The organism is Pseudoalteromonas sp. CO348 (assembly GCF_004208845.1).
Taxonomy (GTDB): Bacteria; Pseudomonadota; Gammaproteobacteria; order Enterobacterales; family Alteromonadaceae; genus Pseudoalteromonas; species Pseudoalteromonas maricaloris.
This window is the reverse complement of sequence record NZ_SGPI01000012.1, coordinates 192,149-205,301: the sequence shown is the minus strand read 5'-3', so window position 1 is coordinate 205,301 and position 13,153 is coordinate 192,149. Positions and strand designations below refer to the sequence as shown.

Below are 13,153 nucleotides of genomic sequence, written 5' to 3'. Positions count from 1 at the left end.
ATAACTTCCAGTGCATCAAAGCTCATGACTTTCATGAGCTTTGATGCACTAATTGATTTCAACATTATGCCTGTGGCTGTATCTGGCCAAAATATACGATATTGAAAACTTACAAATTTACAATGAGTTTAAAAATGCCAACACGGCTGATTTATCATTTGCCGACATACTTTCGTAAGCGACCCTCGCCGCTTGCGCTTCACCATCATGCCATAAAATAGCTTCTTCAATCGTTCGCGCACGACCATCGTGCAGATAGCTTGGCTCAGCGGTACAAAACTCATTGCCTTGCCCACCTAACACATTATCAACACCACCTGTCACACAAGCAGACAATCCAATCCCCCATAATGGCGCTGTTCGCCACTCAGCACCGCTCGCGATGCCTTCACCTAAGTTATCCGCAAGACCTGGGCCCATATCATGCAGTAATAAATCGGTATACGGATGGATCGTTTGCGCACGTAACTCCGCAAATGGATGATACTCACTGGTTTCAAATGTTGCTGTATGGCAACCTTCACAGCCAATTGAGGTAAAGCGTGCCTTTCCTAATTGCACCTCAGGGTCGTCAAGCCCACGCTGCGCTCTCACACCCAATAAAGCGATATATTTGCTTAGCGCAGTGAGATGTTGATCAGACACTTCTACACCGCCACCTCCGCAGCTTGATTGTGATGCCCCACAGTCAGGATTTGGAAATACCGAGTTAGTTACCCCCATATCCGTATTAAATGCACTAGCGACTTGGTGTTTAATTGATGCCGCCGCAGCTTTGTAGCCAAAGCGTCCTAACCGTGTTTGACCAGTAATAGGATCGTTCACGCGCTGCGCTTTGCCCGAAATACCGTCGCCGTTACTGTCGTTTTCATCCGCTAGGGCTAACACCGCACTCTCTGGTATCGCTTCAAGTAAGCCCAAGCCCACCAGCTGAGGCGCGATACGGGCTGAATAGCGTGCTGGAGTGGTTTTATTAAATTGGTAATTGGGTGAACGCAAACCATTATTTTCAGTCCACGAAGCAATCGTTACATCTCCCTCGCCTTGTGTCTCGGTATCTATGCCTGTGTTTTTAGGCTGTAGCACATTCCCCAATAAGGGATGGGTGTTGCCATTGATATCGGCCACTTTAAACACCCACTTTGCCAAGGAGCCGCCAATAGCTGGTGGCGCCGCGCGACCATTGCGGACATGGCAGGCTGCGCAACTGTCGTTGATATAGTGTGGGCCTGACTTTCCAACCACCGCACTAAACACGCCATTTTCTCCGTTGCGTTCATCGTGCTCACCATTAACAAAACTACTGTGGTGAACACGTCGCCCCTGAACAAATGCCTGTCCATTTTGGCTCGATAAATTGGTCGCCATTTGCATAAAGTGATTATCAGGCTCATTGGTGTAATTGTATGGCAATGTGGTTTTGCCTCCTAACCACCCCGCTTCTGCAATCGGGTAAGAATCTTCGCGTTGTGATGATGGATCAGCAAAGTCGCCAACGGTTTTCCATGGGACAAGCCCTTCACCTACCATGTATAAATACGTTGTACCATAATAATTTTCTCGTCCTTCTGGTGGCGCATCAAGAAACTGGCTAACTTCAAACTCCATGCGCTGACCAACTTCAAGAGGCAAAAAGCCTGCCGCTGGGTCCCAATTTAGCGGTCTGTAGTCATCAATGATCACTCTGTAACGATATTGATCACCTGAATCACTTATCTTATTAAAGTTCGTATCATAACTGCCGTTATCAAGCTCAACGACCGCACCGCCACCAAAGTAATTACCGTGGTACTCAGCAACTGTGCCTAATCCACGATACCAAGCACGAAATTCGCGCGCACCAAGTTTCCATTCTGTAATAAAGGTCACTTCAATGCGTGAGCCGCCTTTAGCTACAAAATCAGCGATTTCAAATTGCGCAGTTCGATGCGTCCAATAATGCGATAAATAGTGATCATAGATTTGAAACTGATCTTCTTTTGCATGGCGGTCTCGGCCGCGATCAGCAAAACGCGTAATTAGTGCATCGCCACGGTCATAACTCACAGCTTGCTCTAAAGGTGTTGTTGCATCATAAAGTGGCACAATAGTGCCAAAGCTGATCTCACAACCTTGGCTGTCAACTTGGCGCCCCGTTGGGGTATTGGGACATTGATCTAGATTATCTGGCACACCATCGTTATCGCTATCATTGTTAGATGAACCAGCGATATTGAACTCAAGCCAGTTTAGATTTAACTCGCCGCCCGCCATTTCAACACGAACGGTATGCACGCCCTCATTTAACGTAATCGACGCAATATTTTGACTAATAAAGGTTTGCCAGCCACCCGTAGCAGGCACAACGGTACTGGCAACTAGATTACCATTAACAACAACATTATATGCTCCATTACCAACTTGGGAGGCAACGCGTGCAGTCAAGTTATAGCTTCCAGCGCCTAAATTAGCCTGATATTCGAGCCACTCTCCCGCCGACGTCCAACCTACGTTGTAACCACCGCCGTTGTCACTGGTCAGCTCAATATCAACATCATCATTGCGATATTCGCCACCTGTATTGCCTGCATCGTTATCAAAATAGTTGCTATAGTCTTCCGCTTCGATACGAAGTTGTTCAGTGATTAAAATGCTACATCCATCGGAGTTTACCACATCCCCTACAGGCGTATCTGGACACTGATCGATACCATCATTCACGCCATCATCATCGCTATCGTTACCAGCTGAAGATTCTGAAAGTATGTAGGCCTGCTCAGCGGTATCTACGACCGTTCCGTCCTCCTGTAAGTAAGTGAACCAAAAACTAACCACATCCCCCACTGCTAACCCAGATATTGTCAGCTCATTGCGACCATTAATCACTTGCATGCGGACATTTTGCTGCACACCGCCGTTGACTCGATAATGAACATCCGCCCAGCCGGTAGTGTTAACATAGAAAGTTAAGGTATCCAGAGAGACCTGTTCCAATCCATCGGGTAAATTATTCAGTGGACAGCCATTCGCATCAACTTCTTCATTTGGTTGAGTATTTGGGCACTGATCGAGGCTATCCTCAACACCATCTTGATCGCTATCGACAGGGGCACTACCGCCACCAGTCCAGGTAATATCGTCAATTGCCATTTGAAAAGAATAGTTAGGTTCTTGCCCAGCGACAGAGACAATATTGAAGTGATTTTTAATTGATTGTAATGCCACTAAGCTACCCGCTAACTCCGTGATCGGAATACGTACTTCCCCCCATTGACCATCACGAACAAGGCCATACTGATTGGTGTTCGCGGGGAATGTGATCCAATTCTCATTAGTATAAGTGTCAGCGATGCCAATTCTGAAACTCACATCCGCAGGAATTTTAATCTTAAAATTTAAATAACCATCCCTAAAGTTGCTCATGTCTCGCGCTTGACGGCTTTGAATACCGGCTCCAAACCACTGCGCTGGCGAATACTGCCATGCAATCACCTCGTTGCCTTCATAGGCAGGGGTATTACCCTGAGTGAGTGAGTTTTGGTTCCACACATAAATATCCGCGTTGCTTCCCGGCACTAACTGATTATCGCTTGGCCCCTCACTAAAAACGCCAAAGGTGCCAACTTCGGGCGCAATGACATTGCCGCTGAACACTTCACCTTGACCATCTAGCTCATAAATACGCACATAATCCACCACCATTTTCCCAGGAAGTGGCGCGCTCACCTGTTCGTTGCTAAGCGCGTCCGTAAATAACCCGCCGACAGCCAAATTCATCAATAGATAAAATGGCGCGTTGAATTCATTTGACTCTTCACTGATGGCAAACGGGCTATCGAACATATCATATTCGACCCCATTATCCTCAACTGTGAAACGGATCGTTTCTTCGGTCCAATAAGTACGATAGATAACAAAGCGATTGGTTAAGGGGGTTGAGGACAAATGTGCATTATCGGTTTTGTATGCCACACTTGCTGCACAGGTTGGATTACCTTCATTGCAGGCGGCATCTGCATAAAAAATTAAGTTTGAACCTGTATAGTTATTGCTTGGCGCACCGGGAAAGCCTGCATCATTGCGAGCGGCTTGAGATTGGCCCATTTCCATGATGTCGATTTCGCCTTTTGCCGGCCAGCTAGCAGTACTCGTCCCTAGCATCCAAAGTGCAGGCCAAAGCCCCGTGTCGACATCAGATACCTTCATTCTGATCTCTATCATGCCATATTGCACGGCAAGCTTATTCTTACTCTGGATCTTACCTGAGGTAAATGCCTTGCCGCCTATCGCTTGATTTTTTGCTTCAAGAACAAGGCCTTTGTTTCCCGCCTCGCCTACAATGTCGCTAATATAGACGTTATTTTCACTGTACCACTGTAATTCTTGATTACCCCAACCACATATACCTTGGTCACAACCATCCCCGATATCTATATTCCATGTGTTGGTATCTAAATTATTAAAATTATCTTCCCAAAGTAAATTCCCCACAGCCGCGTTACTTTGCGAAGACGCACAAACAATTAGACTGATAACGCTAATGTTTGCGAGCTTTGCGATTAACTTGCTACTCGTTTTCACTTTATGTCTCCAAATGTAATGTATAAAACTGCTTTAGTGATCAACCACTAAAACACGGATCCTTTTAATCACTTCATAAACTGCAGAAATGAAAGCGCTTACATTTCAATCCATAACAACCCCGAACAATTGAAAAATATAGCGCTTTTCAAACACACAAGCTTTACTACACACCTTTCAGCGCGGTGTAATCGTATGTTGAATGTTAAACCTAACATGTAAGCGCTTACATTAACAAGAAAATAACAATAATTGTTATATTTTTTACTTTTATCAATTGATGGACTAACGACAAATCGAGCGCTGTGACCAAAGCACACTCAGGGAAATAAAAGTCAAACCGCTGAGGTCAACAGACACGATGGATCTCATATTCAAAGAAAAGTGGACTGTTTTCATCATGCACTTGCTGTGAAAACCCCAGCTTTTTGAGCAACTGAATGGACGCATGGTTGGATTGCTCCACTCCCGCAATGAGGGTACTCCAAAGCTCTGCATTGATAACTGCATGGATAAACCCTTGCAGCAATTCACTGGCGTAACCTTTGCCCCAGTGTTCTTCAGCCAATAAGTAACCGATATGCGCATCACTTTCGTTTTCAACGTAAACAAACAAGAAGCCAATTGTCTCATGCTGCCCAAGCTTAACTTGCAGTAAGCGGCTCTCTGAACGCATACGCTGAAACCAGTTTTCGGCCTGTTTTGTTGAATTAATACCATGAAAATAAGGGGGAAGGTTTTCAACCACATTAGAACTCAGGATATGGGGAATTTGCTCTATCAGCCGTTCACGATCGAGTGCCGGAAGATCGTCGTTAACCTCAATAATGTGCAACCTTAAGGTCTGAAATGATAATGCCATTAGCTTCCTACTTTTTATCAACTCGATTGTTATCCTAACTAGGATACTAGCATTGCTTCTTTTAATGTGTAAGGCGTATACAGCTATTTGCTGCAACAATTGATTGAATATAGGTTGCACAATCAACAAGATTGACATGCACAAAAGTCTAGCGCTGTCATATTTATTTACTTGATAAAAATTCAATATAATAAACAACTTAAAAAACAAACAACTAAAAGATCTACTGAAGTTATTTGCCATCCCCGCTTGAAATGTGTTGAAAAATTAAACAGATTATTTAACAGGTGAGTACTTAGAAATAGGTATTTATCTACATTACCGAATAATCAAAGATAAAAAATAACTGGATACAACATGAAACTGAAAAAAGTAAAATTAAAAAACCTTAACGCAAATAAAGCGCTAGATGCTAAACAAACGAAAGAAATAGCAGGCGGAACCGGCGCTTACAGTAAAGACTACGGCGCATGCTATACCACTCCTGAATTTTGCCCAACAATTTACATCTGCTAAGTATGCCAAGCCCAGCAACTAGCTGGGCTTGGCTGTGTTTCTCAATCAAGCTATCTTTTTAATTTTACATAGAACTCTTACAGCTAACGTTACTCTATTTTTGCAAAATATTCGGCTTAATTGAAAGTCACCAACCTTATTCAAGACTGTCAGGTGAGCTTAGCATAGGCCTTTAATAACTGGGTGATTTTCCTCCCTATAAAACATGGACATAAACTTAAAAAGTACTAAGAAACTATTTTAAAATATTTTTATTTCATAAAGCATTTGTAGAACCTCATAGTATTTTTTAGTAATTAATATTTCACTCGCACCAAGAAAAATTAGACTATAATTTGTCGGTAACGTGAGGAGGGATTCGATGAAAATTATATTCTTGATGGCAGCCTTTTTTCTTTTTCACAATCTTCAGGCGGCTGCTTCACCTGAAGCTCGCATGATACTGGCTGTTGATTATAGCAAGCTGTCAGATGATGAAATTGGTCAGGTCAACAAACTCTTGATCGAAATGCAGCCTCAAGAAGAGTACTTCGAACATACGGTAGCAGAGAACGAAAATCTTTACTCTATCATACAAAACTACACTAGATATTCTGATGGTGCCTCTCCATTATCAGTCACCCAAATTGCAAACGCAGTAGCTAAAGCTAGTGGTGTTGGTAACTTGAATATAATTAGACAAGGTCAAACTCTTCAATTTCCATCACTGCCAGTGCGTCCTTTCCGTGAAGGTGCATCATATAATCAATATCAAGAGTTTAACCTTGAAACAAAGGAGCTAGCAATTTGCTCCGCAGATGGGTGTGATCCTGTTGGTTTACCAAAAACCTTGATTAACAATCAACGTCGCAGCCTTGCTGACTCAGGTGCACTGTCAATATCCGTAAGTAAAATAGCCCCTCGTGAATTTGAGAAAATAGACGTACTACTCTCAAACCTCGGCTCAAAGGCAACTTTAATACCTTCTGGATATGTTGAAATTGAACTACTGCAAGATGACTTTGGAGTTTCACCAACAATAGTAAAATCCCACCTTCCACAGGCTCCAAGTGCTGGAGCTGCATCTCTATATATAGTGGATAAATTTTCAGAAGACAATTGTGCACACGGTAATCTCGTTGAAGATGTTGTTAGAGATACACTGACTAAGCTTGAAGCATGGGATGAGTTAAAGGCAAGAGTTCATCGGCTTGAACTAGATTTTTGGAAAGACCCTGAAAAAGGAATTAAAATAATCAGGAATTTTATAGACTCTAAATATGCTGGCTTTCATGCTAAACAGCTATTCGAGAAAGAGCTTTACGATATAAAAAAAGACGTTGAAAGAGGCGCTGCTCGTGATGGTATCCCAGCCTTATATTTGAGAGCATTGTTGGAAAACGTTGAAGCCGACAATGGTATTCCAATTTTATCAGCTTCCTTTTGGGTAAAAGATCAAGGAATAAGAATTCTACCTCGGGATCATAGGTTTTATGAGCGGACCTTCATCTTTGCTGCTACACCAAATTTATCTCTCGAAATTGAGTCAGCGAGCCTTCCTGAACCTCAAGGGAGTGTATACTCAAATCGTTCTCGCTCTGCAATTCTTGTTTCGGCTTTTGACGCTAACCTTGCTATTACAAGTATGTTTTCACGTAATGGAGATGGAATAGAATTCATTGATTTAGGTACTGTCACAGGTCAATTTGGTCATTGTAAAAACCGTAACGACCATGGCAGTAGCTTTGCAACTCCAAAAATAGCAGCATTGGTATTCAAACTCGCAAATGAATCTCCACGCGACAAAGTAATTAGGCGAGTTTTACTCAGTGCCGATATACAAGAAAAGTTTGTGAATAGAGTTCAGGCTCCTGGCTCACCTAGGCTAGATCTTGCCAACCTTGATTCTGGCCTCTACGGAATTAAGCATAATGGAATTATTGAACGATTAAGTTCCACTTCAAAGAAACACACTTTAACGGTTGATCAGATTAAGCAACCTTTTGGCCTTGTCAGCGGAAATACCCCCTCTATCGCAGGTGTATTTTTCGGAGTAAATGATACGTACGTATTCAGAGAATCTCTCTGGAGGTGGAGCCAAGCTAAGGTAAGTACATTCAGTATTGTAACAGACATAGGCACTATTGAACTTAGTGAGTTGAAACTGAAATATAAAGGAGTCATTGCTTTATGAAAAAATACTGTCTTATAAGTATTATTTTTAGCACATTATATATTACGGGTTGTGACGAAGATTATAATGGAATAATGCGAGAAAAAGTACGTAACGCTTTAGGTGAAGATTACAATAACTACTACTTTTTCTCTTATCCAACTGATAATTTTGGAATCGGTACTATCCACGTTTTAAATAAACCCAACGAACCGATAAACACATCAAATCAATATTGCGCGACATATAGCTGCCTAGGCCTGGAGAAAAATAGAGTCTTAGGCAAGTCAACTATAGACTTAGACGGATTTGCAAGCACAGGCTTAAAAGGCGGAGTCATTACATTCTCTGAGAATGAATCAAAAAGCCTTGGCTTGAGCTTTGTCTTGCCCCAATTATTCGCAGCTCTTGGTCTTAATGGTAATTTCGAAAAGGAATCTGTTACACGGGCCAAAATCACTCTTGGCCAAGCATACCCAAGAACCCTTGAACGAAGAAAATTTAGAGAGTTTATCACTAGAGCAGATATTGGCGCGGATACATTCCTTAGAGAAGCTTTTATGGAAGGACGTCTTGCCGTCGTTGTATCCGACGTAGTTATTGAAAATATGACAGTAGAAATTATGGTTGATTCTAAATTACAATCAGGGCTAGATGCTAAGCTAATTGAGATTCCAGGAGGGGCTTTTTCTGATTCACAAGTAGGCTTCAAGCTAAGTTCTTCCTCCCAAGGAACATTTGTATTTGAAGTGAAAAACCCTGTTATCTTAGCAAAATTTACTAAGAAACAACCCAGGGGGGGAGAATTAGCAGATGAGAACTCGTGGGATGATTGGATTGCTATCCCGACGATTTCAGAAAGCTCAGAATAGATATCAAAATAATTTCCCAATCTTACTCACGACAGCACCAAAATTGAGACAGTTACTAGATCACCATGGCGTGCTGGCAAAATAGTGAGACAAATAGTCTATCAATGCCCTCACGGTTGGAGACATATACTTTCTCGAAGAATAGAGCACATATATATTCATATCGCTTGGCTTCCAATCAGGCAATACCTGCTTAAGCTCGCCAGATTTGATGTAGCGGTTAACCAAATAAGTGGGTTGAATTGCCAGACCAGCGCCATTTAACGCTGCGTGCAATAAGGCCGTTGCTTCGTTCGCAGTTAAACGGCAGTTTACGGCTACCGACTGTTGTGAGTTACCTTTGCGCAAATGCCAGATATGCTGCTGAAAGTTCTTATACCCGAGGCACAAGTGCTCAGCTAGATCATCTGGCTTTTTGATTTCACTTGTATTCGCAAGGTATTGCGGCGACGCCACGATAACTGAGCTACATACTGCAATTGATTTACCAATCAAAGAAGGGTCCGGTGCAGAGGCAATACGAATAGCAAGATCTATCTGACTTTCAGTGAGATCGGCCACAGAATCTTGCAAATCAATGTCAATATTTACGTCAGGGTGTGCTGACATAAACTGTTGAATAGCGGGCACAAGTTGAGAAAAGCCAAAAGACATACTGGTTGCTAGTCGAACCGAACCAGACAGTTTGCCGCTGGTATTCGCCAAGCCGGTTATGGTGTCGGCTTGCCTCAGCCACTGTCTCACTTCTTCCAAGCAGGACTCCCCAGCTGTAGTTAAAGACACTCTTCTCGTGGTGCGATGTAATAAACGAATGTTTAGCCAGCTCTCCATTGCTTCAATGTACCGAGTTACCATAGGGCGAGACATATCTAGCCTGTCAGCCGTCGCGGTAAAGCTACCCGTGATTGCAACGTCGGCAAAGACCCTAGCAGCGATGAGTCTATCCATTTATTTGCTCGATTTATGAAACAATGATGTTTAGTTTGGCATGTTTTTCTGAGCCTATCAATTTCATATCATCTGCTCCGTACTAAACCTATTGAGGCAAAAGATATGAAACACCTAACATTGATAGCAGCATCGACTTTATTAGCAAGCAGTGCGATGGCAGCAAACACCGCCCCACTTACACTGGATGTTTATAACGCTGACAAAAACAGCTTCCACGTTAACTCAACGCTGGTGATTGGTGAGAGTGAAGTGATGGTCGTAGATACAGGTTTTACCAAAGCGGATGCTCTACGCATAGCAGCCAAAGTACTCGACAGCGGCAAAACCTTAAAGACGATTTTTATCAGCCAAGCTGATCCGGATTATTATTTTGGCGCGGAAGTACTACACGCTTTGTTCCCAGAAGCTAAGATCCTAACCACAGCTGCCGTAAAAGCAGTGATTGAAGAAAAGCTCGCGGGTAAATTAGCATTCTGGACACCAAAAATGGGGGAAAATGCACCTGTTAAGCCATACATCCCCACAGTTGTAGAGGGAAATACACTCTTTGTAGATGGACACAAAATAGAGATCCACGGCACGCAATCTGAGCTGGCACACCGCCCCTACTTATGGATCCCGTCAAGTAAAGCGGTTCTGGGCAATGTTGCAGTCTACGGTAATGTGCACTTATGGATGGCCGATGCGCAATCCCAACGCAGTCAACAAGCGTGGAGTCGCCAATTAAAAGAGTTAAAAGCACTGAAGCCAGAGGTTGTAATACCTGGTCACATGAAAGCAGGCACCAAACTTGATGCAAGTACCATAAGCTACTCGCAGCAGTATTTAAGCGACTTTAGTCAGGCAAAAAGCAGCAGCAAAAATAGCGCTGAACTGATTGATAGTATGTCTGCACGCTACCCTGATGCAGGATTACCTATGGCGTTGGGTATTGGTGCTAAGGTACATATGGGAGAGATGAAATGGTAAAAGTGCACTACTTCTTCGACCCCATGTGTGGCTGGTGTTACGGTGCGACTGCACTGTTGGATGCAATTACAGCTAACAGTGACCTCAAGCTTGAGCTGCATCCTGGAGGTATGATTGCCAACCAATCTATAGAGAAAGCGTTCCGCAACCACATTCTCACAAGTGATGCGCGTATAGCCAGCATAACAGGCGCGCAGTTTGGCAAAGGTTACATCCAAAGGGTGGAGAGTAACGATCCGATGATCCTTGACTCATACATCACCGCTCGTGCCATCATAACCGCTGAGCAATTGGGCATAGCGCCACTTAACATGCTTAAAACTATTCAGCATGCCCACTATATAGAGGGCAAACAGGTTAACCGAACTGAAGTCATAGAAGGACTCGCGGTAGAGCTTGGGCTAGATAAAAACCACTGGCAACGAGCTATGCTGGCAAATCAAGGGACTGAGCAAACAAAAATCGCGCAAAGCCGCCTATTAATGCAGAAGCTTCAAGTTACTGGCTACCCAACCCTTATCCTTGAAAAGCATGAGAAACAGATAAAGCTTCCGCATACTGCCTATTACGGTAAGCCCGATGCTTGGCGCCAGCTAATTGATGACTATATACACTAGTTCTATGACAAGCTTTTGAATTGAAATTGGATCAGCTGTTACGCTAATGCGAGCCCCAAAAGGGGCTGTCGGCATATCCGCTACACAACTTTGACGTTGTCACACCAATTTGCATTTAGATTGCAACTAACCTTGCCTCTGAATTATCTAACTTTTTGGAATTGCCAATCCTTTAATTTGATAACGGACATGCTTTTATCAGCGGTTAGTTCGTAGAACTTACCCGGTCTAAGTTCTACTATAAATTCATTATCTGCTTGTCCACTGTAAACCTTGCTCTGTAAATCCCCCCAAGCAAGATGTAAATCGCTGTCTCTCTGTTTAATAGTCAACCGTCCAACTTCCGTGTTTTCGTATACACCTTCAAGTAATGACTTAAGCGAAGGTGATATGCTCCGGCGTTTTGACAAATCTTCTCTTTTAGCGGCAAGTTCTGCCTTTGCTTTCTCGACATAAACAGCAAGATCAGTCATCTCCTCTTGATGGAATTCAATAAGCTTACTCACATCTTGATTAGTTAACATTTTATAAGCGATTTCAGTTATTCTGCCATTTAACTCATTTGCAATGAGCCCACTTTCGTTATGAACAACAACGACACCAAGATTTTTTTCGGGAGCGTAAGATACTTGAACAGAAGCGCCATCAAATCCCCCTGTGTGCATTAACACACTTTCACCAGCGACTTTTGAGTGCATCCATCCCCATCCATAGCCGGAAAAATAGCTATCAATATCACTAACCAGTAGTTGTTGAGACGCTCTTACAACCGACTTGGGAAACGCTGAGCGCTCTGCATTTATTGGTAGCAAGTGGGTTATCAACTTACCCCAATCATTTGGTCTGGCAAAGATACCCACTGAATACAAAGTCGCATTGTTTTTATTCATATAAATCTCAGATTGACCACTTCGAAATTTATATGAATATGGGCTTGGAATAGGCCAATTTTGCAATCTCGCTTGGTCAACATCTGCTGTTGAATTTTTCATTCCTGCAGGTGAAAGCACTAGCTCTTTAATCGCGTTGGGCCATCCTCCTTCATAGTTCTCATCAAACCATATTGCTAAAAGATTGTACCCAAGGTTTGTGTAACCAAACTTACCTTTTTTAATTTTCGGGTGCGGTTTTAGCGAGGAAACAAAATGAAGTCGTTGCTTTTTGTCATGGTTTCCAGTGTAAGAAAAAGTCCATGTCATCGCGTCATTTGTTAACCCGGAGCGATGAGACAATAAATCTCTGACTGAGTAGTTGTCAGGATTGATAAAAGAAAACTTAACGTTTGGAAATAACTGCCTCAAAGTAGAGTCCTTAGAAAGCAAACCTTCTTTTTCAGCCTGTAATGTCGCCAGCCCCATTATCGCTTTAGTTGTCGAAGCGAAATAGTAAACCGAATTTGTATCGACAGGGATCTGCTTTTCAACATTCGCCATACCAACGTGAACTTCGTGAGTAATTTGACCATCTTTAATCAATACAACGGATGTGCCTGAAGCCGACTTAGTCAAGGATTTAGCTTTAACGATAAAGTTGTCTAAAGGCGTATATTCTGACGCTACACTGACAGAGCTGATGAAACAAAGTAAATAAACGAAGCAAACAAAAGTTTTACTAGGCATGTAATTCCCTTCTGAATAGATAAGTGCTGCATTGT

Annotated in this window: 9 protein-coding genes; 5 read left to right on the top strand and 4 right to left on the bottom strand. The window is 42.8% G+C overall.

The annotated features are described in order from the left end of the window. Nucleotides 1-117: 117 nt before the first annotated feature. Both EXT48_RS05485 and EXT48_RS05480 read right to left on the bottom strand, forming a co-directional pair. The gene (locus EXT48_RS05485) at nt 118-4,560 is read right to left on the bottom strand and encodes a di-heme oxidoredictase family protein (RefSeq protein ID WP_130163805.1); all 4,443 of its coding nucleotides are present in this window, start codon (nt 4,558-4,560) and stop codon (nt 118-120) included. A 349-nt stretch (nt 4,561-4,909) separates the two neighbouring features. Next, complete coding sequence (locus EXT48_RS05480; RefSeq protein ID WP_039497182.1) at nt 4,910-5,422, bottom strand: GNAT family N-acetyltransferase; 513 nt, start codon at nt 5,420-5,422, stop codon at nt 4,910-4,912. 357 nt (nt 5,423-5,779) lie between these two features. On the opposite strand from EXT48_RS05480, the gene EXT48_RS23695 reads away from it, so the two are divergent. From EXT48_RS23695 to EXT48_RS05470, 3 genes are all read left to right on the top strand, one after another. Next, nucleotides 5,780-5,938 (top strand): hypothetical protein, encoded by a 159-nt coding sequence (locus tag EXT48_RS23695; protein ID WP_165384087.1) that lies wholly within the window; start codon nt 5,780-5,782, stop codon nt 5,936-5,938. Nucleotides 5,939-6,299: 361 nt separating this feature from the next. Next, nucleotides 6,300-8,111: a hypothetical protein gene (locus EXT48_RS05475; RefSeq protein WP_130163804.1), complete on the top strand. Its 1,812-nt coding sequence runs from the start codon at nt 6,300-6,302 to the stop codon at nt 8,109-8,111. Beyond that, a complete protein-coding gene (locus EXT48_RS05470; protein WP_130126071.1) occupies nt 8,108-8,962 on the top strand; it encodes a hypothetical protein in 855 nt (284 codons plus the stop codon). The genes EXT48_RS05475 and EXT48_RS05470 overlap by 4 nt, the downstream gene beginning before the upstream one ends. Before the next feature lie 60 nt (nt 8,963-9,022). On the opposite strand, the gene EXT48_RS05465 is transcribed toward EXT48_RS05470, so the two are convergent. After that, nucleotides 9,023-9,910, bottom strand: coding sequence for a LysR family transcriptional regulator (locus EXT48_RS05465; RefSeq protein WP_130163803.1), 888 nt, complete (start codon nt 9,908-9,910; stop codon nt 9,023-9,025). Between the two features lie 105 nt (nt 9,911-10,015). On the opposite strand from EXT48_RS05465, the gene EXT48_RS05460 reads away from it, so the two are divergent. After that, a complete protein-coding gene (locus EXT48_RS05460; protein ID WP_130163802.1) occupies nt 10,016-10,882 on the top strand; it encodes an MBL fold metallo-hydrolase in 867 nt (288 codons plus the stop codon). Then, a complete protein-coding gene (locus tag EXT48_RS05455) occupies nt 10,876-11,499 on the top strand; it encodes a DsbA family protein (RefSeq protein WP_130163801.1) in 624 nt (207 codons plus the stop codon). Before EXT48_RS05460 ends, EXT48_RS05455 begins: the two co-directional genes overlap by 7 nt. Nucleotides 11,500-11,642: 143 nt before the next feature. Here the strand turns inward: EXT48_RS05455 and EXT48_RS05450 are convergent, their stop codons facing one another. Beyond that, complete coding sequence (locus tag EXT48_RS05450) at nt 11,643-13,118, bottom strand: serine hydrolase (protein WP_165384086.1); 1,476 nt, start codon at nt 13,116-13,118, stop codon at nt 11,643-11,645. Nucleotides 13,119-13,153 lie beyond the last annotated feature (35 nt).

Coding starts and splice junctions, on each gene's coding strand:
- EXT48_RS05480 (WP_039497182.1), bottom strand. CDS start 5,422: ATGGCATTATCATTTCAGACCTTAAGGTTGCACATTATTGAGGTTAAC.
- EXT48_RS23695 (WP_165384087.1), top strand. CDS start 5,780: ATGAAACTGAAAAAAGTAAAATTAAAAAACCTTAACGCAAATAAAGCG.
- EXT48_RS05475 (WP_130163804.1), top strand. CDS start 6,300: ATGAAAATTATATTCTTGATGGCAGCCTTTTTTCTTTTTCACAATCTT.
- EXT48_RS05470 (WP_130126071.1), top strand. CDS start 8,108: ATGAAAAAATACTGTCTTATAAGTATTATTTTTAGCACATTATATATT.
- EXT48_RS05465 (WP_130163803.1), bottom strand. CDS start 9,910: ATGGATAGACTCATCGCTGCTAGGGTCTTTGCCGACGTTGCAATCACG.
- EXT48_RS05460 (WP_130163802.1), top strand. CDS start 10,016: ATGAAACACCTAACATTGATAGCAGCATCGACTTTATTAGCAAGCAGT.
- EXT48_RS05455 (WP_130163801.1), top strand. CDS start 10,876: ATGGTAAAAGTGCACTACTTCTTCGACCCCATGTGTGGCTGGTGTTAC.
- EXT48_RS05450 (WP_165384086.1), bottom strand. CDS start 13,118: ATGCCTAGTAAAACTTTTGTTTGCTTCGTTTATTTACTTTGTTTCATC.